At 64.9% G+C, this 22507-nt stretch carries 27 protein-coding genes; 16 read left to right on the top strand and 11 right to left on the bottom strand.

What is annotated here, in order from left to right:
* Positions 1 to 84: 84 nt before the first annotated feature.
* From SLG_RS02675 to SLG_RS02665, 3 genes are all read left to right on the top strand, one after another.
* A complete protein-coding gene (locus tag SLG_RS02675) occupies positions 85 to 273 on the top strand; it encodes a Thivi_2564 family membrane protein (RefSeq protein ID WP_014074873.1) in 189 nt (62 codons plus the stop codon).
* A 67-nt stretch (positions 274 to 340) separates the two neighbouring features.
* Positions 341 to 619: a hypothetical protein gene (locus SLG_RS02670; protein WP_014074872.1), complete on the top strand. Its 279-nt coding sequence runs from the start codon at positions 341 to 343 to the stop codon at positions 617 to 619.
* A 161-nt stretch (positions 620 to 780) separates the two neighbouring features.
* The gene (locus tag SLG_RS02665) at positions 781 to 1584 is read left to right on the top strand and encodes a MipA/OmpV family protein (RefSeq protein ID WP_014074871.1); all 804 of its coding nucleotides are present in this window, start codon (positions 781 to 783) and stop codon (positions 1582 to 1584) included.
* A 10-nt stretch (positions 1585 to 1594) separates the two neighbouring features.
* On the opposite strand, the gene SLG_RS02660 is transcribed toward SLG_RS02665, so the two are convergent.
* The 6 genes from SLG_RS02660 to purE all read right to left on the bottom strand — a co-directional run bounded on the left by SLG_RS02660 (position 1595) and on the right by purE (position 5818).
* Positions 1595 to 1987, bottom strand: coding sequence for a nuclear transport factor 2 family protein (locus tag SLG_RS02660; RefSeq protein WP_014074870.1), 393 nt, complete (start codon positions 1985 to 1987; stop codon positions 1595 to 1597).
* A 16-nt stretch (positions 1988 to 2003) separates the two neighbouring features.
* Complete coding sequence (locus SLG_RS02655; protein ID WP_014074869.1) at positions 2004 to 2567, bottom strand: GNAT family N-acetyltransferase; 564 nt, start codon at positions 2565 to 2567, stop codon at positions 2004 to 2006.
* A gap of 102 nt (positions 2568 to 2669) precedes the next feature.
* Complete coding sequence (locus SLG_RS02650) at positions 2670 to 3602, bottom strand: bifunctional riboflavin kinase/FAD synthetase (protein WP_014074868.1); 933 nt, start codon at positions 3600 to 3602, stop codon at positions 2670 to 2672.
* A gap of 128 nt (positions 3603 to 3730) precedes the next feature.
* The gene (locus tag SLG_RS02645) at positions 3731 to 4225 is read right to left on the bottom strand and encodes a dihydrofolate reductase (protein ID WP_014074867.1); all 495 of its coding nucleotides are present in this window, start codon (positions 4223 to 4225) and stop codon (positions 3731 to 3733) included.
* Positions 4226 to 4244: 19 nt separating this feature from the next.
* Positions 4245 to 5333, bottom strand: coding sequence for a 5-(carboxyamino)imidazole ribonucleotide synthase (locus SLG_RS02640; RefSeq protein ID WP_014074866.1), 1089 nt, complete (start codon positions 5331 to 5333; stop codon positions 4245 to 4247).
* A complete protein-coding gene (gene purE, locus SLG_RS02635; protein WP_014074865.1) occupies positions 5330 to 5818 on the bottom strand; it encodes a 5-(carboxyamino)imidazole ribonucleotide mutase in 489 nt (162 codons plus the stop codon). Before purE ends, SLG_RS02640 begins: the two co-directional genes overlap by 4 nt.
* 230 nt (positions 5819 to 6048) lie before the next feature.
* Between purE and SLG_RS02630 the strand changes: the two genes are divergently transcribed.
* The gene (locus SLG_RS02630; RefSeq protein WP_014074864.1) at positions 6049 to 6972 is read left to right on the top strand and encodes a diguanylate cyclase; all 924 of its coding nucleotides are present in this window, start codon (positions 6049 to 6051) and stop codon (positions 6970 to 6972) included.
* A 289-nt stretch (positions 6973 to 7261) separates the two neighbouring features.
* On the opposite strand, the gene gpmA is transcribed toward SLG_RS02630, so the two are convergent.
* Positions 7262 to 7948: a 2,3-diphosphoglycerate-dependent phosphoglycerate mutase gene (gene gpmA, locus SLG_RS02625; protein WP_014074863.1), complete on the bottom strand. Its 687-nt coding sequence runs from the start codon at positions 7946 to 7948 to the stop codon at positions 7262 to 7264.
* Positions 7949 to 8074: 126 nt separating this feature from the next.
* Between gpmA and SLG_RS02620 the strand changes: the two genes are divergently transcribed.
* The 5 genes from SLG_RS02620 (at position 8075) to map (ending at position 11958) form a co-directional block, all read left to right on the top strand.
* Positions 8075 to 8791: a dienelactone hydrolase family protein gene (locus SLG_RS02620; RefSeq protein ID WP_014074862.1), complete on the top strand. Its 717-nt coding sequence runs from the start codon at positions 8075 to 8077 to the stop codon at positions 8789 to 8791.
* 269 nt (positions 8792 to 9060) lie between these two features.
* Complete coding sequence (locus SLG_RS20195) at positions 9061 to 9456, top strand: hypothetical protein (RefSeq protein WP_148276466.1); 396 nt, start codon at positions 9061 to 9063, stop codon at positions 9454 to 9456.
* A gap of 41 nt (positions 9457 to 9497) precedes the next feature.
* Complete coding sequence (locus tag SLG_RS02610) at positions 9498 to 10691, top strand: hypothetical protein (protein WP_041391687.1); 1194 nt, start codon at positions 9498 to 9500, stop codon at positions 10689 to 10691.
* Between the two features lie 282 nt (positions 10692 to 10973).
* A complete protein-coding gene (locus SLG_RS02605) occupies positions 10974 to 11186 on the top strand; it encodes a ParD-like family protein (protein ID WP_014074858.1) in 213 nt (70 codons plus the stop codon).
* 1 nt (position 11187) lies between these two features.
* Complete coding sequence (map, locus tag SLG_RS02600; RefSeq protein WP_014074857.1) at positions 11188 to 11958, top strand: type I methionyl aminopeptidase; 771 nt, start codon at positions 11188 to 11190, stop codon at positions 11956 to 11958.
* Positions 11959 to 12245: 287 nt separating this feature from the next.
* Here the strand turns inward: map and SLG_RS02595 are convergent, their stop codons facing one another.
* The 3 genes from SLG_RS02595 to SLG_RS02585 all read right to left on the bottom strand — a co-directional run bounded on the left by SLG_RS02595 (position 12246) and on the right by SLG_RS02585 (position 14641).
* Complete coding sequence (locus SLG_RS02595; RefSeq protein ID WP_014074856.1) at positions 12246 to 13403, bottom strand: M14 family metallopeptidase; 1158 nt, start codon at positions 13401 to 13403, stop codon at positions 12246 to 12248.
* Entirely contained in the window at positions 13400 to 14008 is a 609-nt protein-coding gene (locus SLG_RS02590) for a DUF4136 domain-containing protein (RefSeq protein ID WP_014074855.1), read from the bottom strand. The genes SLG_RS02595 and SLG_RS02590 overlap by 4 nt, the downstream gene beginning before the upstream one ends.
* A 261-nt stretch (positions 14009 to 14269) precedes the next feature.
* A complete protein-coding gene (locus SLG_RS02585; RefSeq protein ID WP_014074854.1) occupies positions 14270 to 14641 on the bottom strand; it encodes a DUF4440 domain-containing protein in 372 nt (123 codons plus the stop codon).
* A gap of 154 nt (positions 14642 to 14795) precedes the next feature.
* On the opposite strand from SLG_RS02585, the gene ubiA reads away from it, so the two are divergent.
* From ubiA to SLG_RS02565, 4 genes are all read left to right on the top strand, one after another.
* Positions 14796 to 15701 carry a 4-hydroxybenzoate octaprenyltransferase gene (gene ubiA, locus SLG_RS02580; protein ID WP_041392444.1) on the top strand — a complete coding sequence of 302 codons (906 nt, stop codon included), beginning with the start codon at positions 14796 to 14798 and terminating at the stop codon, positions 15699 to 15701.
* A 55-nt stretch (positions 15702 to 15756) separates the two neighbouring features.
* Complete coding sequence (locus SLG_RS02575; protein WP_014074852.1) at positions 15757 to 16401, top strand: YqaA family protein; 645 nt, start codon at positions 15757 to 15759, stop codon at positions 16399 to 16401.
* A gap of 271 nt (positions 16402 to 16672) precedes the next feature.
* Entirely contained in the window at positions 16673 to 16798 is a 126-nt protein-coding gene (gene ykgO / locus SLG_RS02570; protein ID WP_008069451.1) for a type B 50S ribosomal protein L36, read from the top strand.
* Between the two features lie 121 nt (positions 16799 to 16919).
* Positions 16920 to 17633, top strand: coding sequence for a 2-phosphosulfolactate phosphatase (locus tag SLG_RS02565; protein WP_148276465.1), 714 nt, complete (start codon positions 16920 to 16922; stop codon positions 17631 to 17633).
* 38 nt (positions 17634 to 17671) lie between these two features.
* Here SLG_RS02565 and SLG_RS21980 read toward each other — a convergent pair whose 3' ends face one another.
* On the bottom strand, positions 17672 to 18220 hold the full coding sequence (locus SLG_RS21980; protein WP_014074850.1) for a TetR/AcrR family transcriptional regulator: 549 nt from the start codon (positions 18218 to 18220) through the stop codon (positions 17672 to 17674).
* 81 nt (positions 18221 to 18301) lie between these two features.
* Between SLG_RS21980 and SLG_RS02555 the strand changes: the two genes are divergently transcribed.
* The 3 genes from SLG_RS02555 to SLG_RS20735 all read left to right on the top strand — a co-directional run bounded on the left by SLG_RS02555 (position 18302) and on the right by SLG_RS20735 (position 22487).
* Positions 18302 to 19384, top strand: coding sequence for a Rieske 2Fe-2S domain-containing protein (locus SLG_RS02555; protein WP_014074849.1), 1083 nt, complete (start codon positions 18302 to 18304; stop codon positions 19382 to 19384).
* The gene (locus SLG_RS02550; RefSeq protein WP_014074848.1) at positions 19371 to 19997 is read left to right on the top strand and encodes a hypothetical protein; all 627 of its coding nucleotides are present in this window, start codon (positions 19371 to 19373) and stop codon (positions 19995 to 19997) included. Before SLG_RS02555 ends, SLG_RS02550 begins: the two co-directional genes overlap by 14 nt.
* Before the next feature lie 297 nt (positions 19998 to 20294).
* Positions 20295 to 22487, top strand: a complete 2193-nt coding sequence (locus SLG_RS20735) for an SIR2 family protein (protein ID WP_014074847.1) — start codon at positions 20295 to 20297, stop codon at positions 22485 to 22487.
* The last annotated feature ends 20 nt before the right edge of the window (positions 22488 to 22507 follow it).

Genomic DNA, 22507 nt, shown 5'->3' with positions numbered 1-22507 from the left:
ACGTTTGCGCGTCATCAACAGGGCCTATGCCCGGCCGCGATCTTCATTCCGACCGTCGACGGCCAAAATGCAGGGAGAATTCCGATGTCGCTCGTCAGTGTCGTGATCATTCTGGTCGTCGTCGGCGTGCTGCTGTGGCTGATCAACACCTACATCCCCATGGACGGGAAGATCAAAAGCATCCTGAACGTCGTGGTCGTCATCGCCGTGATCCTCTGGCTGCTGCAGGCCTTTGGCGTGCTGGGCTCGCTGGGCGACGTGCGCGTCGACTGATCGCAGGCGCGGTTCCGGTCCCGCCGCCGGGCGGGCCGGCCTACATGCTTTCACAGAAGGAGAACTCATGAAAACGTCCCTGGCAATCTTTGGAGCCGCCCTGCTTGCTGCCACGCTTCCGGCGTGCAGTGACCGGGCTCAGGAGGAAAGTCGCGAGGCCGGCGATGCGATCGGCTCGGATATCGAGGAAGCCGGCGATGACGCGGTGCAGGCCACCGAAGAGGCGGCCGACGACGCTGGCGCAGCCGCGCGGGACCTCGGCCGGGACATCAGCGAAGGCGCAGATGCCGCGGCTGACGAAACCGGAGAAGCGATGAGCGAGGCCGGCAACCGGATCCGCGACTGACCCTTCAATCCAAATGCGAATGACAAGCCCGAAGCCGGCATCGCGGTGCCGCTTCGGGCTTTCAATATTTACAGGGCGGCGCAGCGGGTTATGCAGAGAGCATAGACATCGCAAGCGGCGTCGGCACCGGGCCGGGCACCAGGCTGCGAGCCGGAGACGACATGCCGATCGCCCTTTTTCGCACAGCTTTCCTCTCTGGCCTTGCTTTCCTTCTTCCGGCCACCGCCCAGGCCCAGCAGACGAGCAGCGACAAGGAACCCCTGCGCATCCGCGTCGCGCTCGGGCCTCAGCTCGTCCCCGCCTATCCCGGAGCCGACCGGGTCTCGCTGCGTCCGTTCATGGAAGTCGATCTGGCCCGTGGCGAGAGCCCCTTTCCCTTCGAGGCGCCGGATGAAAGCTTCGGCTTTCCGCTGGCGCGCGTGGGGACATTCGAGATCGGCCCCGCGCTCAATTTCGAGGGAAGGCGCCGGAGCAGCGACACCGCGCCGGGCATCGCCACGGTCGAAAGAACCCTGGAAGCGGGCGCCTTCGTCCAATTCTATGTCGTGGAGACGCTGCGACTGCGCGCGGACGTGCGGCGCGGCCTGGGCGGCCACAAGGCCTGGGTCGGCGGGCTCAGTGCCGACTGGGTCCTGCGGGACGCGGACAACTGGCTGGTCTCGGCCGGGCCCCGCCTCACGCTGGGCGGCAAGCGCCTTCATCGCGCCTATTTCGGGGTGTCGCAGGCGGAAAGCGCGGCTTCCGGCCTGCCCGCCTTCGATCCCGGCGGCGGCGCGCAGGCCGTGGGCGGCACGGTCGGCTTCATCCGCCAGATCGACCAGCGCTGGAGCGTGCATGGCTATGCGCGTTATGACCGGCTGATCGGCGATGTCGCCGACTCGCCGATCGTGCGGGACTATGGATCGCGGGACCAGATTTCCGGCGGGCTGGCGCTGAGCTATACTTTCCGCCGGGCCCGGCGCTGAGGCACGCGCCTCATTCCAGCGCCGAATCCCAATGCTCCACGATCAGGCCGTCGCGCACGCGATAGCTGTCATACCACCAGACGGGGCGGAGGCGCGCGGGATCATGCGGATCCGGCACCTCGCGGCGGAACATGAGCTGCACCAGATCGCCCTCGGCGAGGACAAACTCGAAGCGGGTGAGCGGATAGGTGCCCGGCGCCCGGGGCGGCGAATCCTCGAATTCCTTGCGAAGGAAAGCGACGAGCGCCTCCAGCCCTGAAGGCGCGCTCGGGCTGTTCTGGATGTAATCGCGGGCGATATAGTTCGCCGCCGCCGCGACGTTGCGCCCGTCGATCACCTCGTGCCACATCTCCAGCACGACCTGCTTGTTCGCGGCTTCGATCGCCCGCTGGGCATCCGTCATACCGTTCCCCCTCCGCTTACGTCGTCAGCCGCGCAAAGGCCGGGGAGGCCGTGAAGGCCTCCCATGTGGTGCGCCATTTGCGGACCGGCTTCGCGTCGGGCCAGAACGGCGTCCACATCTCGCCGGGCTCTGCGCCAAGGGCACGGGCCACTTTCTGGCTGGCCGCATTGCTGTCATCGATCATGTGCAGCGTCTCGGTCCTGCCCAGCGCGTCATGCGCCCAGCGGAAAGCCGCCGCCGCCGCTTCGCTCGCATATCCCTTGCCCTGATAGGACGGGAAAATCCCCCAGCCGATCTCGAAGGCCGGCCAGCCGGGCGGCTCCAGCGGACCGACATGGCCGATAAAGGCACCGCTCGCCTTCTCCTCGACCGCGAAATTCCCGAAGCCGCGCGCGACCCAATGGCCGGCAAGCGAGCAGAAGCGCTGCCAGCTCTCGCCATGGGAAAGCCCCCGGCCCTCCCGGGTGATGAAAGTGGCGAACGCATCGTCAGCCATCTGCGCGCAGAAGGTGTCGACATCCTCGGCGCGGAAAGCGCGCAGGATGAGACGCGGTGCTTCGATGGTGGGCGGTTGGGTCACGGTCCTCTCCTGTCCTCTTGTCTTCCTATCTGAGGGCAGGAGAGCGACCGATGCAACAGATCTGCGCAAGGGACGCGCGCGGGGCGAGTCTTTCCCCGCGTCTCAGGGCGCGGCGGCGAGGATCGCCCGGGCGCGGGCGACGTCTTCGTCCATCTGCGCGACAAGAGCCTTCAGGCTGTCGAACTTCTCCTCGGGACGCAGCCGCTCGATCAACGCGATTTCCACGGTCTGATCGTACAGACTCTCCGAGAAATCGAAGATGAAGGTTTCCAGCAGTTCCTTCGGAGGCTGGAAAGTGGGACGGATGCCGAGGCTGGCGGCGCCCGGCAGCACTCGCCCGTCCGACAGCAGCACCCGCACCGCATAGATACCGTAGGCCGGGCGAAGATAGTCGCCCAGATCCATGTTCGCGGTCGGGAAGCCGATGGTGCGCCCGCGCTTGTCCCCGTGGATGACCGGCGCGGCGATGGTGAAAGGCCGGGTGAGCAGCCGCGTCGCGGTGGCGCAATCCCCCGCCGCCAGCGCCTCGCGGATGCGGCTCGACGAGATCACGGCGCCCGTCTCGTCCCGCACGGCGGCAACGGCCTCCACGGCCAGCCCATGGCTCGCGCCCAGCGTCGCCAGCGTCGCGATGGTACCGCTGCGACCGCGGCCGAATGTGAAATCCTCGCCGGTGACCACGCCCGCCGCCGCGAGCCTGCCGCAGAGCAGGTCGACGAACGCTTCGGCACTCATGGCCGCCATTTCCGCGCCGAAGCGGAACACCAGCATGGCATCCGCCCCCGCCTCGGCAAACAGCCGCTCGCGCTGCGCCAGCGTGGTCAGGCGGAAAAACGGCAGGTCCGGGCGGAAATGACTGATCGGATGAGGATCGAACGTCGCGACGATGGCGGGACGCCCTTCCGCGCGGGCACGCGCCACGGCGCGGCCAACGACCGCCTGATGCCCCGCATGGAAGCCATCGAAATTGCCCAGTGCGATGATGGCGCCGCGCAGATGCGCGGGCATGGGCTCATCGCTCGTGATCCGTTCCATTCCGGCGCGCTATAGGCACCGGGCCGCGCCTGCGCCAGTCCCCGCGTGCCGGCGCAGCAAAGGATGGCGCGGCCTGGCCGCCCGGGCGCGCGATGCCCCGGCCACGGCAGAGGAAGCTCTCAGGGCCTTCAGGCGCGCAGGAAGGTCAGATAGCTGTAGGCGGGGACATCGCCCGCGGCCGCAAAATCCTCTCGCGCAGCCTCGCGCCAGCGCGCCGGTGACGGCGCATCGATGCGCGCGTCCCCGGGCGGGTTCAGCCCGACCTGCGTGATTTCCAGCCGATCCGCGACCGGCTCGAACAGGCGATAGATCTCCGCGCCGCCGATCACGGACAGGACCGGCGCCCGCGCGATGGCAATCGCCTCCTCGACACTGTGGACGACTTCCGCTCCCTCGGCCTGCCACGCCCGGTCGCGCGTCAGCACGATGTGCCGCCGGCCGGGCAGCAGGCGGGGGAGGCTGTCGAACGTCTTGCGCCCCATGACCATCGGCGTGCCCATCGTCATGGCCTTGAAACGCCGCTGCTCGCCGGGAATATGCCAGGGAATATCGCCCTCGCTGCCGATCACGCCATTATCGGCGCGGGCGAGGAGGAGAACGATCTCAGGGCGATCTTCCGTCATGGTGCGATCCTCCGGCATGTCAGGCCGTTCCATTCAGGCGCAGCCGCGTCACATGGCCCATCTTGCGGCCGGGCCGGGCCTCATGCTTGCCATAGAGATGGAGATGGGCGGTCTCGTCGGCGAGGATCGCTGCCCAGTCGTGCGCTCGCGCGCCGATGATATTCTCCATGGCGACGCCTGCCGCGGCGCGGGCCGTCGAGCCCAGCGGCAGGCCGCAAATCGCCCGGACGTGATTCTCGAACTGGCTGGTGACGGCGCCCTCGATGGTCCAGTGGCCGCTGTTATGCACGCGCGGCGCCATCTCGTTGAAGATCGGGCCCTTGTCGCCCGCGAAATATTCGAGCGTCAGCACGCCGACATAATCGAGGGCATGGGCAACCTGCGCGGCGATCTCCCGTGCCTCATCCACCTGCGCCAGCACCGGCGCGGGCGCAGGCACCACCGAGGTCGACAGGATGCCCTCGACATGGACGTTGTGCGGCGAATCCCAGAAGCGGACCTCCCCGTCACGCGCCCGCACGAGAATCACCGAGAATTCGTGATCGAAGCGCACGAAGCCTTCCAGCAGGGCCGGGCGCCCGCCGATCTCCGCCCAGGCGCGATCGAGCTGTGCGGGATCGGCCGCCATGATGCGGGCCTGCCCCTTCCCGTCATAGCCGAAGCGGGTCGTCTTGAGGATGGCGGGCGCGCCGATCTCCTCCACGGCCAGGGCCAGCCCCGCGCGATCGGCCACCGGGCGATAAGGCGCCGTCCGTCCGCCGAGGCCCGCGAAGAAGGCCTTCTCGCTCAGCCGGTCCTGCGCGATGCCGAGCGCGCGGGCATTGGGATGGACATGCCCCAGCCCGGCCAGCAGATCGACCGTGGCCGCCGGCACATTCTCGAATTCATAAGTGATGACGTCCACCGCCTCGGCAAAGCGGGCCAGCGCCGTGGCATCCTCATAAGCGCCCTGCGTCCAGTCCGCGGCGACGTCAGCGGCCGGGCCGCTCGGCTCGGGCGCGAAGATGTGGGCGCGATAGCCCAGCTGCGCCCCGGCCATCGCCATCATCCGGCCAAGCTGGCCGCCCCCGACGATGCCGATGGTGGACCCCGGCGGAACGACCTTCATTCGACATCGTCCGCGACGGTTTCCGCGACCGATTCGGTCTGGCGGGCACGCCATGCCTCAAGGCGCTCCGCCAGTGCGGGATCGCCATTGGCGAGAATCGCGGCGGCGAGCAGCCCGGCATTGATCGCCCCGGGCTTGCCGATCGCCAGCGTGCCGACCGGAATGCCGCCCGGCATCTGGACGATCGAATACAGGCTGTCCACGCCGGAGAGCGCCGCCGAGCGGACCGGCACGCCCAGCACCGGCAGGCGAGTCATCGCAGCCGTCATGCCCGGCAGATGCGCGGCCCCGCCGGCGCCCGCAATGATGACCTGAAGGCCCCGGCCGACCGCGCTTTTGGCATAGTCCACCAGCCTATCCGGCGTGCGGTGAGCCGACACCACCTTGCATTCATGGGGGATTTCCAGCGCTTCCAGCGTCTCGGCCGCGTGGCGCATGGTCTCCCAGTCCGACCGGGACCCCATGATAATTCCCACTTTCACCATGGCCGCGTCCCTGCCCTTGCGGTTTCAAAAAGATGCCGAACTTTCCGGTAGGGAATAGCTGGCAATGTATCGTTAAGGCACTGGCCAATAGAGATCACTGCCATGCTGCACAACCAGTCAAAGCGGTCCATCCATGGGCCGAAACGCGCTTTTTGGGCTGCATTTTTCAGAACATGAATTTATACAGCGATAAACATCATCATCCCGCGGTCGCGCAAGGGAGGTAGAGTTTGGCACGAGCCACTACCCGGGACGTTTCGCGCGATCAGAGCAGCGGCGACGTTTCGGCACTCGAACAGGAAGTGGACGCGCTCCGCAAGGAAGTGCGCCTGCTGCAACTCGCCAATGAGGAGCTGGAGCGACTGGTCGTGCGCGATACGCTCACGCCGCTCTACAACAGGCGGCATTTCATCGCCTGCCTCGCGGAACGCCTGAACCGGCTGGAGCGCTATGGTGCGCAGTCGGCCCTGGTGTTCGTCGACGTGAACGGCATGAAGCTCATCAACGACACATTCGGCCACAGCGCCGGCGACTATGCGCTGCTGCACGTCGCCCGGATGCTGGGCGCCTGCGTGCGCAACACGGACATCGCGGCCCGGGTGGGCGGCGATGAATTCGCGCTGCTGCTCGACGGCGTGAGCGAGGGCGGCGCGGCGGACAAGGCGCGCCAGCTCGCCAGCATGATCGCGGAGACGGAATGCCGCTTCGGCAATCATCTGCTGCCGCTTTCCGCCTCGTTCGGCTGCACGGACCTGCGCCCGGGCGACAGCGATTTCGCCGCCATCGCCCGCGCGGACATGGCCATGTACAGCGCCAAAAGGCAGGCGAGCGGCGGGAGCTGGTCCCCACCCGCCCGCCCGCCCGCAGGAGAGAAAGGCATGAGCGACGTCCGGGACAATGCGGAACGCAGCCGCTACGAGCTGGCGGTGGATGGGGGGCTCGCGCTCGCCGACTATCACCGGCAGGGCGATGTGCTCGCGATCACCCATACCGAAGTGCCGCCCGCGTTGCAGGGCCAGGGAATCGCGGCCCGGCTGATCGACGGCGTGGTCGCGGATGCGCGGGCGCGGGGCCTGAAGATCCGGCCGCTGTGCAGCTATGTCGTCACTTATTTCCGGCGGCACCCCGAGGCAGGCGACGTGCTCGCTGCCTGACGGAAAAAGGCGGACGGTTCGCCATCGGTGCGATGGCGTGTTTTCAGCAGGAAGAAGCGCGGTTTTCGGCGGGATCTGATCCCGGCGGCGCGGCCAGCCGCGCGCCATTTCCGGACACATCAGGACATATAAAAAGGGTGGTCTCCGCCCGGGGACGGTCGCCCCGGGCGAGCGGATCGCGGTCGATCCTATTTTTCTTTTATATCAATGGCTTGATGGTGGATTGCCGCATACGGGGAGGGCAACGGCGGCACAAGGCCCCTGCCGCGCCCCCCGCGCGTTCCCCTGCTCAGCGCTCGGAGAGATAATAACGGTCGAGCGCCGTGAGATCGTCCGCGAGATCATAGACGATGGGCTGGCCGGTGGGGATCTCCAGCCCGGTGATCTCGTCATCGGGAATGTTGGAGAGATGCTTGACCAGCGCGCGCAGCGAATTGCCGTGGGCGGAGATGAGCACGCGCTTGCCCGCCTTCAGCTCCGGCGCGATGCGGCTCTCCCAATAAGGCAGCACGCGCGCGATGGTATCCTTGAGGCTTTCCGTCGCGGGAATGTCGATGCCCGCATAGCGCCGGTCCTTCGAGAGATCATATTCGCTGCCCGCTTCCAGCGGCGGCGGCGGCACGTCGAAGCTGCGGCGCCAGATCTTCACCTGCGCGTCGCCATGCTTGGCCGCCGTCTCCGCCTTGTCGAGCCCGGTGAGGCCGCCATAATGCCGCTCGTTGAGGCGCCAGTCCTTCTCCACCGGCAGCCAGAGCCGGTCCATTTCCTCCAGCGCGAGATGGAGCGTCTTGATCGCCCGCTTCTGCAGCGAGGTGAAGCACTGGTCGAAATCCAGCCCCTTCTCCTTCATCAGCGCGCCTGCCGCCGTCGCTTCCGCCGCGCCCTTCTCCGTCACGTCCACATCCCACCAGCCGGTGAAGCGGTTCTCCAGGTTCCAGGCGGACTGGCCATGGCGGATGAGGACAAGCGTGGGCATGCAGGATCACTCCGGATTGTCTTGGGCTGGGGGCCTGATAGCGCGATTTCAGGACGGCGCAACTTGTCCGGCGCCGGACAATCGGCCATTGAAGCCCCCGACCCGACAAAGCGAAGGAGACGGATCATGGCCATCACCCGCACCGTGCACATCCATGAGGGCCCCGGCGGCCCGTTCGAATCGATGTTCGTGAGCGACGCGGCGGCCGGCGCGCAGCCGGGCATCCTGCTCTTCCCCAATTTCTTCGGCGCCAAGGAATGGGACTTCGCCAAGGCCGAGACGCTCGCGGCGCTCGGCTACAAGGTGCTCGTCGTCGATTATTACGGGCAGGGCAAGCGCGGCACGGACATGGAAAGTTCCGGCAAGCTGCTGCACGACTTCATGGCGGACCGCATGGCTGTGAAGACCCGGCTGCTCGATGCGCTGGCCGAGCTGAAGGGCCTGCCGGGCGTGGACACGGGCCGCCTCGGCGCGATCGGCTTCTGCGCCGGGGGCAAATGCGTGCTCGACCTCGCCCGCGCGGGCGCCGACATCAAGGCCGGCGTCTCCTTCCACGGCGTGTACGACGCCCCGCCCTTCCCCAACGCGCCCATCACCGCCAGCCTGATGATCTGCGACGGCTGGAACGACAATCTCTGCCCGCCCGAAGCCAAGACGGCCCTGTGCAAGGAACTGGCGCAGGCGAACGTGGACTTCCAGTTCATCACCTACAGCCGCACCGGCCACGCCTTCACCGCCGACGACGTGCCCCTGAACGCGGACCGCAGCTTCGGCTTCCAGCCGGACACGAACCGCAGGAGCTGGGCAGCGGCGACGGGTTTTTTGGGGGAAATGCTGGGGTGAGGGCCGGGATTAACGGATAGCTGAATGCCGGGTGGCGCAGGGGCGGCCAGCGCCAGCTCATCGATGTCCCTTCATAGCCGATTGCTGAACGGCAGGTCCTCGCCAGAAACGGGCCGAAGCGGCATGCCGGCTTTCAAGTAAACGCCGCAGGGCATTTCATGATGGCACGGGGATGAAGCGTCGCCGCCCAAAGTTGCGCGAAGTCCTGGCTTGTCGGCCCCTCGATTCTGATGTTTATCCTCCTTGAGCTCCGCAGGGGAACGGTCAGGATGCGTTGGAACGAGATCGGTTGGAAGGTAGCGCGCTACTTGTTCGGATTGTGCCTGATCGGCCTGACGCTATCCGTCGTCATACAGTTTGACGGAAATCATCCCCCTGAAGCCGTTGAAGCTGCCGCAGACCTCACCGGCGCACTCAACAGGTCCGGTTTCATGAACCCGCTTCTTATCGTTTCGCTGCTGACAGGGGGCGCGGCGCTGATGTTCAATCGGTCATCGCCGGTGGGACTCCTGCTGGTGGCCCCTGCCATCACGGTGATCGCCCTGTTTCACTATTTCCTGACCGGCAGTTATGTCTGGGGTAGCATCTGGCCCATCTGGTGGGCCGTGCTGGCATGGCATTATCGGCACGTTTTTGCCCGGCTATGGCAGCCCTCCGGGGGTTAGATGTTCTGCCGTCGCCGGACAGCCGAAGGGGTTTGAGAAACGTGGCACGAACGGTATTCTGGTCCTGGGAAAGCGATCGCGATGAACGTGTGACGCGTCATCTGATTCGCGAGGCACTTGTTCTTGCGCTCGGTCATCTGACTGGCGGTGCCCATATTGAAGAGCGACTTGAGATCGACCACGACACACGCGGCCTGCCTGGTTCCCCTGATATTGTCACAGCTATCCTCGCTAAGATTGACGCCGCCGCGGTATTTGTCGCCGACGTGACACCGATCACCATCTCTGAGATGGGCAAGCATGTCGCCAACCCCAACGTACTGATCGAGTTGGGCTACGCCAAGAAAGCTTTGGGCGTCGATCGCGTCCTGACAGTATGGAATACGGCTTTCACTCAGAGCCGCTTCGAGGATTTGCCTTTCGATCTTCGCGGTCGCCGTGGCCCAATCACCTACGCCCTTGAAGCCGGCGCAAGCCGCGAGGAGCTTGGCAAAGCACGGGGCGTCTTAGTGGAGGGATTTGTCGATCGCATCGGCGCTTGCCTCGACGGCATTCCACTCCCGGCCTTTGCGGGTCCAGCCTGGCAGCCCACGTCCCAAAGTGACCCATCGCTCTGGATCGAGCCCGGCTCGCAATTTAGGATCAACGAGCGCTCCGGATCGGGAAACAGGGTATGGGGACAAGGCGGGCGCTGGTATGTCCGCGTCTTGCCGCGAACCTTCGATCCGTCCGCTCTCGATGGGGGCACGCACGGGCCGTTTATCAGTGGCTATGGCGGTTACAACTGGGGCAATGTGACCGGCGGTGTGCTGACTTATAGTGGTAGCGTCCGAGCGAATGTCGTGGCGGAATTGGATGCTGCATCTATGTGGTTTCGAAGCACGGGCGAAATTTGGACTGCCCAGACTGGTATCGGTAGCGACTGGAAAGGACGGCCATGTTTTTTTGGGGATCAGATTCCTGCTAATTGGGCCGAATTGCTTGACGCATCGCTGAAACGGCTCTCGGAAAGCGGCGGCGCAGGGCCATTTCGCGTCCGGCTTGGCGTTACGGGCCTCGAAGGGTTGTTTTGGCCCGCCATGCAGACCTTGGGCGGTGAGCCACCAGCGGCGCTTGAACCAGCGTTGGAGATTGAGTTCGAGGTAGGCGGGGCCAGCCCTGACGATTGGCGAACAGGGCTGGTCGAGGCATGGACCGCGTTGCGGCGCATATTCAGCATGCCGCCCCTAATGTAATCCTTGTCGAAGAAACTATTAGGAGCGCGAGCCGGTAACTCCACGTCAGCACAGACGCTACGCTCTCATTGGGCCTTGTCGTCGAGTCCCGTCGGGCACTCGCCTCTGGCTCGCATCGCAAGCATCCTCCTTGTTTGCGGTGCACTTAGGAGAGGATGACCGATTGCGGAACCAGGCGATAACGAGAGACATAGCTGTCATTCGTAAACATGTATCCCCCTTTGACACCCCGCAATATACGATTCATATACGAACCGTATAGTCCATCACGGGGAATCAAACATGGGTATCGTCAAGATCGGGGATGATCTGCATGAGGAGGTGCGGCGGGCGAGCGGGGTGATGTGCCGCTCCATCAATGCGCAGGCGGAGTTCTGGATGAAGATCGGCATGCTGGCCGAGGCGAACCCGGCGCTCTCCTATGTGGAGATCGTCAGGATGCAGGTGGCGGCGGCGCAGGGGCAGGCTGCGGTGCCCGAGGCGGTGGCCGCCTGAGATGGTGAAGACCCCGGACGAGCTGGCGCTGATGCGTATCTCCGGCCGACTGCTGGCATCGGTCTTCGAGATGCTGGACGGCCAGGCGCTGGCGGGCATGTCCACGCTCGCGGTCAATGATCTGGTCGACCGGTTCATCACGGCGGACCTTGCCGCGCGGCCGGCGAGCAAGGGGCAATATGGCTTTGCCTATGTGCTCAACTGCTCGATCAACGATGTGGTGTGCCATGGCGTGCCCGATGCGGGGCAGATCATCCGCGAGGGCGACATCATCAATCTCGACATCACGCTGGAGAAGAACGGGTTCATCGCCGATTCCAGCAAGACCTACATCGTGGGCGATGCGCCCCCGGCCGCGCGGCGGCTGGTGCGCGTGGCGCGCGAGGCGATGTGGAAAGGCATCAGGCAAGTGCGGCCCGGCGCGCATCTGGGCGACATCGGCTTCGCGATCGAGCGGCATGCCAAGCAGCACGGCTATTCCGTGGTGCGCGATTATTGCGGGCACGGCATCGGCCGCGAGATGCACGAGGAGCCGCAGGTGCTCAACTTCGGCAAGCCCGGCACGGGGATGAAGCTGCGCGAGGGCATGGTCTTCACCATCGAGCCGATGCTTAACCAGGGCAGCCGCAAAGTGACGACGCAGGACGACGGCTGGACGGTGGTGACGCAGGACGGCAAGCTCTCCGCGCAATTCGAGCATACCGTCGCGGTGACCGGGCGCGGCGTGGACGTGCTGACGCTGCGCCGCGAGGAGGCGGCGATGATGGCGTGACGCGGCGGGGCTTGGGGGGCGCCTTGTCCTGTTACGTACGATGTCATCCTGGCACGATGTCATCCCGGGCTTGCCCCGGGATCCGCTGGCTTGAGGAGCGTCGGGCCCGGCAGGTTTGAGAAAAGAAGAAGCTGGATCCCGGGTCGAGCCCGGGATGACGAAGGATATGGGGGCCGGGCGTGAGAAGGCCGGGGCGCTGAGAAGACCGGGCGTGAATGTCGGGGCGTGCGGGGCCGGGGGTGGCAGCCCCGATCGGCGCGTCCGGCGCGCGGGTGCCTCCTCCCCGCTCAGATGTCCCCGACCATCTCCGCCAGCGTGGCGAGGCAATCGCGGGCGAGTTGCATGGAGCGCTCGGGGCTCCAGCCTTGCCGGGGATCGGGCAGGTCGTCATTGTCCTTGAAGGGCATTTCCAGCGTCATGGCGACGGCACCATAGCGCTCCGCGATCTGGGTGGTGGCCATGGAGAGATTGGCCTTGCCGGGCTGCGATTCGGTGTAGCCGAGGCGCGTCTGGAAATCCGGCGTGCGGGTGGCGAGCGTATCGCGATATTTGCGGAACAGGGCGATCCGCTCCGGCCGCAGGGTGGGAATGCCCTCGAACCCCGCGAGGAACACGGCGGGAATGGCCTCGTCGCCATGCACGTCCATGCAGAAGGCGACGCCGGTCTCGTCCATGCGGTCACGCACGCAGAGCACTTCGGGCGAGCGCTCGGCGGCAGGCGCATGCCACTCGCGATTGAGATTGATGCCGGCCGCGTTGGTTCGCAGATGGCCACGGAAGGAACCATCAGGGTTCATGTTCGGCACGATGTGGAAGCGGCAGGCGGCCAGCAGGCGGCGGGCATGGGAATTGGCCGGATCGGTCAGCATGTCGATCGCGCCTTCCATCCACCACTCGGCCATGGATTCGCCGGGGTGCTGGCGCGCGATGAGCCAGACCGGCTTCTCGCCCGTGCCCAGCTCCAGGCAATCGATCGGCCGGCCATCCAGGCTGAGGCCGAGCTGGCGCAGCGTGAAGCCCGGGCAGGACGCGGCGCTCGCCAGCAGGTCCTGATGGCGCTCCAGCGAATAGGGTGCGAAATAGGCGAACCAGGCGGCATCGGCGCCCATCTCGTGGCGGATGGTGAGCGTGCCGCCATCCTCGCCCCGATCATAAGTGGCGGGGGCGCGCAGCCATTGCTCGCGATCCTCCGAGACGACGGCATGATAGCCCGGCCAGCCATCGGGATAAGCCGAGCCATGCAGGCCGGTGATGCGCAGCGTCAGCGCCGTGCCGGCCGGCGCGGCGGCGCGGAAATGGAACCACTGGAAGAAATCGCTCTCATTGTCCTTGCGGATGGAGAGGGTGGCCGTGGTGCCATCGATCCGCTCGACAATGATATTGCCGCTGTCGAACCGGCTGGTGATGAAAAGAGGGGCGGGCGCGGGACGTGTCTGGTTGGTCATTGCACCGTGATAGTCTCGCCGGACGAGCCGGGGAAGCCCTGGAAAAGCGCATCGGCCAGACGCCCGACCGCAATGCCCGGCTGCGCGGCGGGCGAACCCTCTTTCGCGGCCGTCTCGGCCCGGCCTTCCCAGAAGGCCACCTTGTCCGACACGCGGCGCAGCTGCACGCGCAGGCGCGTCGCCACCACCGGCTTGGGCTTGCCCGAGAGATTGAGGCCGATGCCCACGCCCACGCCGCTGCCGAAGCTGCCCGTCGATCCGCCGACGCCGACGCTCACCGGCGAGCGGCCCTGCGCGCCGGGCGCATAAGTGTCGCGCGTCAGGGCGACCACTGCCTCGACATCGCCGCCGGCCGCGCCTTCATCGAGCACGGTAAAGCCGTTGCGGGCCAGCGCGGCGCTCACCGCATTGGCGACGGCGCGGAACTCCAGGCTGTTGCTGTCCGCCGCATCGGCCGGCACGATCGTCACGCGGCCCTGGCGCGACACCTGATCGGCATGGAAGCGCGTGACCTCGACCGGGCCCGTGGACGTGGCGCAGCCCGCGAGCAGAAGCGCCGGCGCAAGCGCCAGCAGCGCGCCTTTCAAGTGCTTCGTGCGCATCATCGCCTCTCCATCCTTGCGTCTCTTGCCAGTTGTTCCTGCCGCCCGCTGGCGACCGACAATGCAGTGCACTCTCCCCGCGCCGGGATCAAGATCGCCGTGCGCATGGGGAAAAAGGGAAAGCGGGCGGCGATGGCAGGCTGTGCGGTGCGGGCCCGCTCCCTCACCCGGCCAGCCAACGACAGTAAGCCATGGGTAGCCGGACGGGGGAGCGGGCTGGTGCGGCCTCGAAATGCGCACATGCGCGCATTTCCAGACAGGCCCTCAGCCCGAGCGAAGCGGGCCATCGGCAGCATGCATCTGCTGGTGCTGGACCAGCCGCCAGTCGTCATGCGCGATGCGGCGCCAGGTCGAGGTGCACCAGGCGCGCATCTCGGTGGCGTCGGGGCGCTTGGCATAGGCCTCATAGGCCGCGACGATCAGCCCGTCCTGCGGGCGCACGATGCAGCCATGAGCCAGCGTGACCTCCGCCCAGCGCGGCGTGGCGGCAATGCTCTCGATGGCGTCGCGGCCTTCCAGCACATAAGGCGGCGCCGGCACGACCATCAGGCACGATTCATCCAGTGCCGCGGCGAACTGCTCGGCACTGCCGGTCCACAACGCCTTCTCATGCGACCAGACGCGATCGTCTTCCATCACGCTTTCTCCTTTTCCATCTCCATCTTCCTGCCAATGCGGCGCCGGGCAGAAGGTTGCGCGGAAGGACGAGCGAAAGAGGGACTCCCCTTGCGCGGCGATCGATCCTATGGGCCGGAGCATCGGCACAGCACGGGGACCGGAGCGGCACATCATGGACGCGGCGCAATTCGTACCGGATACGCAGATGCGCGGCCTGATGCGCCTGCTCCCCGCCGCCGCGCGCCCTTATGCGCTGCTTGCCCGGTTCGACCGGCCGATCGGCTGGTGGCTGCTCTTCTGGCCCGGCGCCTGGGCGATCGCGCTGGCGGGCGGGTTGCCGGATCGCTGGCCGATGCTGCTCTGGTTCCTGCTCGGCAGCATCGCCATGCGCGGGGCGGGCTGCGTCTACAACGACATCGTCGACCGCGACCTCGATGCCAAGGTGGCGCGCACCGCGAGCCGCCCGATCGCGAGCGGCGCCGTCTCGCTCAAGGCCGGCTGGGCATGGCTGCTGACGCTCTGCTTCATCGGGCTCATCGTGCTGCTGCAATTGCGCTGGCAAGCGCAGCTGGTGGCGCTCGCCAGCCTTGCCCTCGTCGCGGCCTATCCCTTCATGAAGCGCATCACATGGTGGCCGCAGGCCTGGCTGGGGCTGGTGTTCACCTGGGCCGCGCTGGTGGGCTGGGTGGAAATGACCGGCGGCATGAACGCGGCAGGGCTGCTGCTCTATGCCGGCGCCTTCTTCTGGGTGATCGGCTACGACACGGTGTACGCGCTGCAGGACCGGGAGGACGACGCGCTGGTCGGCATCCGCTCCAGCGCGCTGGCGATGGGACGGCATGTGCGCGCGGGCGTCGCCGCCTGCTTCGCGCTGGCCCTCGCGCTCTGGGGCGCGGCGCTCTGGCTGGTCGCGCCTGTGTGGCTCGCGCCGGTCGCGCTGCTGCCGCTCGCCGCGCAGTTCCTCTGGCAGGTCGGCACGCTGCGCGAAGACGGGGCCGACCCGCTCATCAAGTTCCGCTCCAACCGGTTCGCGGGCCTGCTGATGTTCCTCGCCTGCCTCGTCGTCGGCAGCGCCTGATTTCTCCCGCACCGGCGCTGGCGCCCGCCCGGCAAAGCGGCTATGGGCGCCGGCGATGTTGCATCGCCTTTACGAATGGACGCTGGCCAAGGCCGCGCACCGCCATGCCGAATGGTGGCTCATCGTCGTCTCCTTTCTCGAATCGAGCATCTTCCCGATCCCGCCGCATCCGCTGCTCGGGCTGATGTGCCTCGCGCGCCCGGCCCGGGCGCTGCGCTACGGGATCATCTGCACGCTCGCCTCGGTCGCGGGCGGGCTGCTCGGCTATGCGATCGGCTTCTTCCTGTTCGAGGCCCTGGGGCAGAGCCTGCTCGCGACGCTCGGCCTGACCGAGAGCTTCCCCAAGGCGGCCTGCTATCTGCGCGACTATGGCGCCGAGATCATCCTCGTGAAGGGCGCCACGCCCATCCCCTTCAAGCTCATCACCATCACGGCGGGCTTCATCGGCCTGCCGCTGTTCACCTTCCTGTGGGCCAGCGTCGCCTCGCGCGCCATGCAGTTCGTGCTGGTGGGCGCGCTGTTCTGGAAGTTCGGCGCGCCGATCAAGGTCTATCTGGAGCGCTATCTCGGCTGGATCACGGCGGCCTTCGCGGTGCTGCTGGTGGGCGGCGTGCTGCTCGCGGGCGTGCTCGGCGGCGGCAGCGGCGCCACGAACGACAAGTGCGGCAACGCCACCATGGAACAGATCATCGCCCGGTAAGGATGCGCGATGCAGGGGGCCCATTGTGCCGCTCCCGCACCCTCGCGCGAATCGGCGCTGGAGCGGGCGCCGCCGGTCGCGCCCAGCCCATCCCGCGCCCGCCCCGCGCGGCGCATGACGGGGGAAAACGGCCGATCCCCGCCGCGCTGCGACCATGCGGCCGGGCGAGGGAAGGCGATTTTTCGGCCCCTCGCGCCTTGACTTTCCCCGGACCGGCCCATAGAGGCGCGGCTTCGATTTTCCGACCGCACGATTCACTGGACGCCCGATCATGAAGATCCGCAATTCACTCAAGTCGCTCAAGGACCGCCACCGGGACAACCGCGTGATCCGTCGTCGCGGGCGCACCTATGTCATCAACAAGACGCAGCGTCGCTTCAAGGCCCGCCAGGGCTGATCCAGCGCACGCGGCGGACTGCCTCAAGTCCGCTTGACGGAACAGAAGACGCCCGGCCAGTCTCTGGCCGGGCGTTTTGGCGTTGCCGATCCGGCCCATGAGAGGCGCACGGGAGAGCGGCATGACCGTCCATTGCGAATGGGGCCTGCACGGCATCGAGACGCTGCGCGACGCGGTCGGCGTGATCGTGATCGTCGATGTACTGTCCTTCTCCACCGCCGTGGACGTGGCGACGGCGCGCGGGGCGCTGGTCTGCCCGCGTGACCTCGGGCAGGCGGACGGCGGCGCACCGGGCACCCGGGAGGCTGAGCCCCCGGCCGGAAGCGTGATCGCTCAGCCGCGCGGGGCGCCCGGCGGCGGCTTCTCCCTCTCCCCGGTGAGCCTGTCGGACATCGCGCCGGCCACGCGGCTCATCCTCCCCTCCCCCAATGGCGGGCGCCTCTCGCTGGCCTGCGGCGACCGGCCGGTGTTCACCGGCTGCCTGCGCAATGCCACCGCGCTCGCGGAGTCGGTGCGCGCCTTCGCGGCCGGGCGCGACATCGCGGTGATTCCCGCCGGGGAGCGCTGGCCCGACGGATCGCTGCGCCCGGCGATCGAGGACTGGCTGGGCGCGGGCGCGATCATCGCCGGGCTCGGGCCCGACCTTGCTGCCGAAGCGGAGACCGCCTGCATGGCTTGGCACGCGGCCCGGGCGGACGTGGCGCGGCTCGTGCGCGCATCGGCTTCCGGCAGGGAGCTGATCGCGGCCGGCCATGGCGGCGACGTGGAAATGGCGCTGGACATCGACGCGAGCGACGGCGCGCCGCTGCTGGTGGACGGGGCCTATCGGCAATAGGGAGGCATGTTGTGGCGTGCGGCACCGGCCCGCTCCCCTCAGGCCTCCGCCGCCACTCGTTTCGCCCAGCCGTCGATCAGCACATCGAGCGCGATGACGAAACTGCCGCGATCGGCGGCCACGGCATCCGGGCGCACGGAGCGCAAGGTCGTCCAGCCGGTGACCAGCGCCTGTACCGAGCGCTGCGCGACAAGCGCGTGCGGCGCCGGCAGGCCGAGCTGCTCCAGCGCGTCCAGGATCCGCGCCAGCGAAGCCTCGGCAAGCTCCGCCTGCGGGCGCGCGACGATGATGAGCTGGCGCGCATCGGGAATCGCGATCTGCGCGTCCCACAAGGCGAGGCCGAAGCCATGGAGCCAGCCGCGCCAGTCCTGCGCGGGCGCAATGGCATCCAGGCAGGCGCGGAAGATGGACGCGGACATCAGCCCGTGGAGCGTGCCCTTGTCCGGCACGTGCCAGTAAAGCGAGGAGACGCTGACGCCCAGCCGCGCGGCGACCCGGCGCAGACTCACCGCGCCAAGCCCTTCCGCCCGAAGGAGCGCGACGGCCTCCGCCACGATCATGTCCCGGTCGAGCTTTGAGAAAGACATGGGAAGCGCCTTGACACCAACGCGCGCAAAAAGCATCCATCGCAAAACGAACATTGTTCGATTAGCCGATGGAGACGATGCATGTACCCCTTCACGCCCGGAAGCTACGCGCCGCGCAACGGCTGGTATGTCGCCGCCTTCTGCCGCGAGATCGGCGAGCCGCTGCTCAGCCGCTGGATCCTCAACCAGCCGGTGGTGCTCTATCGCAAGGCGGACGGGACGGCCGTGGCGGTGGACGGGCGCTGCCCGCACCGGCACTATCCGCTGGGCGAAAGCAAGCGGGTGGGCGATGCCATCCAGTGCGGCTATCACGGCATCACCTTCGGCGCGGACGGCAAATGCACTTTCGTGCCGAGCCAGAAGACGATCCCCGGCGTCTATTCGATCAAGGCCTATAAGCTGGTCGAGCGGGGCCTGTGGGCCTGGATCTGGCCGGGCGACCCGGACAAGGCGGACGAGGCGCTGATCCCGACGCTCGACGAGATCGGCTTCAACATCCCCGGCATGATCCCCGACGCCTTCTATTCGATGCACGTCAAGGGCCGCTACCAGCTGCTCAACGACAATCTGCTCGATCTCTCGCATCTGGGCTATCTGCACGCGACCTCGATCGGGACGCCGGACGATGCCGCCACGCCCGAAGTGCGCGACCTCAACGAACGGCGCCTCTCCAGCCGCCGCTTCATGCACAACACGCCGATGCCGCCCTATCACGACCGCAGCGAATATGACGGTCCCGTCGACCGGATCTCGGGCATGGACTTCTACTTCCCGGGCTTCCACGCCGGGATCGGCGAATCGCGCATTCCGGAAGACCGGCCGCAGGGCGGGCGGCTGCTCCACACCAGCCGCGTGTGGCATGCCGTGACGCCGGCGACGAAGACGAGTTGCAACTATTTCTTCGGCATGAGCGCGCCTTCCCGCGACCGGCTGGAGGACGCGAAGATCCGGCTGGAGCCGGTGCTCGCCGAGGACAGTTTCGCGACCGAGGAAATCGAGAAGATCATCAGCACCATGGACGCGCTGCCGCCCGAACTGATGCTCAAGAGCGACGTGACAGCGGTGCAGGGCCGCCGTATCCTCCAGGCGATGATGGACCGGGAACGGGCGCAAGGCCCGGCCGGTGCCGCATCGGAGAGGAGACGAGAGGATGAACCGGTTTGAACAGGCCGTCTACGACTGCATGAAGCCCACCGAGGCGCTTTACGAACAGACGCGCAACCCCTTCCACCGCAAGATCATCCTCAACTTCTGGCGCCACGTCCATCTCGAGGGCGCCGGGCTCTACGACCAGATCTGCGCCGACGACATGATGGTGGAGCGGCCGGTCTACCGGATCACATGGGGCGCCAATCCCGCCGTGATCGAGGGGCGCGAGGGCGTGAAGGCTTTCTACGACAGCGTGGGCGACGTGGTGCTCTGGAACAGCGATGACCGCATCGCCGTGGCCGACTGGGGCATCGCGGACGAGCTGACCTTCAACCTGCTGGGGCTCGGCGGCATCATGCAGGCGATCGGCTATGACGTGCCGGACCCGCACAAATTCTACCATGTCCGCAGCCGGCAGGCCTTCATCTGGCCCTATGACAGCCGCGCGCTGCTGGCCGGCGAACATCTCTACGAGGACAAGACGAGCCTGGTGTGGGAGGAAGTCGACGAAGCCGAACTCACCACTGCCGCGCGGGTGAAGGCGATCCAGAAGGACCTGCTGGACCAGCTCCACGCCCGATTCGGCGAGAAGTTCTGGGTTTGGGAACCGGACGCGGCGACGGTGTGATTGGGGGGGTGTAGGGCGAAAGGGCGGGCGCCGCTATTGGCCAGCGCTAAAATTGCTGGCCCGTACAAGCGGCCGCGATAGAGTGGAGCGCAGCTTGAATGGAGAAAGTGGTGTCAGAAGCAATCGTCGCCTTGAATGAGATCGACCCTAACTCGACGGTCCTCCTTCTGGGTTCGGGATTCAGCCTTGGCTGCACGAACCTCCGGGGCAAATCGCCGCCAAACGGTTCGGGCCTGCGTCGCCACTTCCTTGACCTGCTAGGGCTCCCCCCCAGAGACAGGCTACGACCTTCAGGTTTTGACAGAGGAGTTCGCCGAGCAAGACGCAGAGCTCCTTTATCAAGAATTATACGAAACATTTCGCATATCGGCGATATCCCCCGAGCAGAGGGCGGTGTTGGCCGAAACGTGGCTGCGCATTTATTCCACTAACTATGACGATGCCGCCGAGTTTCAGCATCTGGATTCTGGCCGCGTTCTGTCATCGTTTGATGTATCTCAACCAATCCCGAATAGATTTCCGAAAAACTCCATCGTTCATCTGCATGGTAGTATCCGAACTTTAACACCGGAAAATATAACTACCAGCCTCGTTCTTGGTGAAACGTCATATATTCGACAGTATCTTCAGAAATCGCCTTGGTACAATCAATTTCAGGCAGATGTTAAATTTGCCTCAAAGCTTATCGTCGTGGGATATAGTCTTTCTGACTATCATATTTCCGCCCTCCTAATGGAAAATCCGGATCTGGCGTCGAAGACGTTTTTTGTACAGTCTAACCGAGTTGATCCTGTCTTCTCTCGGCGGACTAGTTCATACGGAACAGCTCTTTTCATCGGCGTCAAAGGGTTAGCAGAGGCTATCCGCGTTCTTCCTCGTCCAGCAAAGCCCTCTGACGTCACACGGCTCAAAAGCTTCAAATATCTTGATCCCTTGCGAGATAACAAGGCGGTCCGCGCACCAACCGCAAACGAAGTTCTTGAGCTTCTGATTTACGGAAGCTTCAATTATGCAAGGTGTGTATCAACACTCCCCGAGCAGACTTATGTCATATCTAGAGAAAAAGAAATTCGTGATGTTGTAACAGCGCTATCAGAAAATCGTTCTGCTATTATTGATAGTAGACTCGGCAATGGAAAAACAATATTTCTTCATCTATGCTTTATTGAGCTGGCCTCTCAGGGATACAATTGCTTCTTATTCAAGGGATTTGGACCAGAAATAGATGCCGAAATTGATTTACTTAGGCATGCTCCCCGTCCGGTAATTATTTTCGATCAGTTCACAATGGCCCAGGACATTATTGCTCGATTGGGATCTGAGATTCCCGCGGCAAAGTTTATTGTAGAGGTCAGAACATCGATTCTGGAGGTCCGTTACCACGACCTACTGGACAGCGTGCCACGTCCTTTCGTTCGTGTTGGCGTCAACAAGCTTTCGCCAGCCGACGTGGCTGCCTTTAGGGAGCTTTGCCGGAAGGCTGGATTAGCATCTGGAGTATCCATCAGCAGGACGACGGTAGAAATGCGAGACGTTCTGTTGGAACTTTTTGAAAGTGAGCAAATAAAAGATAGAATACGCAATGAACTTTCTTCTGTTTTCTCTAACGAGCCGCGTAGAAAGGTCTTGTTACTGACGATGCTTCTGAGCACCTATCAAGTATCTGCCGATCCTAGCTTCATTCGTACGGTGACGGGTGTAGATCCTTACCATGAATTTAAACCCGTTCAGGAAATTGCGGATGAGGTATTTGAATTAAGTGCAGACGCGTTCCGTATGAGGTCTTCTATATTCTCTGAATATGCCGTCCGGCACTTTATGACGCCGAATGAGATCGCTGATTGCGTTGTCAGCGCGGCGTTGGCTGCGGCCGAGCGAAAATCATCCCGTCAATACAGAGTTTTGATGTCGAATCTTCTTCAGTATTCAAATCTTCACGAGACGCTTAAATCTCATAAAAATGCCTCATTTATTGTTCTCGATATATATGAGAGGCTGCGATACGACGAAAGAATTAACGACGAACCATTGTTCTGGCTCCAATATGCTATTGCGATGGCGGAACGCGGGCGCTTACTGCCAGCAAGGGAATTTATCAAAACCGCTTACGATCGTGCCGCCGATCGGCCGGGGTTCCAAACCTATCAGATCGATACGCAAGCATTTAGAATTCTCTTGCTTACAGAGATCGATGAGGGGCCTGGAAAGGCCGTCGCGCATTTCGACGAGATTATCAAAATGCTCGAACTCTTCGATAGCATGTTAAACGAAGAGAGCCACAGATCGTTCGCAATAAAGGTATTAGAGGGTATATCGCCTCTCATCGATCTGAGACGCGGCGACTTTAGTTCGGGTGAAAAAGTGGCGTTGGCCTTCTGGCTATCACGTCTCAGTGCCACCTTGTCGCGCTTGCCTGCTGATTATCGGGCCCGAACTGGTTCGGACTTGACGCGAGCGGCGATTGATCAAGCCATCCGTCTTTTGGGATAAATCCAAGGAAAATTACGCTT

Origin of the sequence: Sphingobium sp. SYK-6, assembly GCF_000283515.1 — a bacterium.
GTDB lineage: Bacteria > Pseudomonadota > Alphaproteobacteria > Sphingomonadales > Sphingomonadaceae > Sphingobium > Sphingobium lignivorans.
The sequence above is the reverse complement of the archived record's forward strand: the minus strand, read 5'-3'. Positions and strand labels throughout refer to the sequence as shown.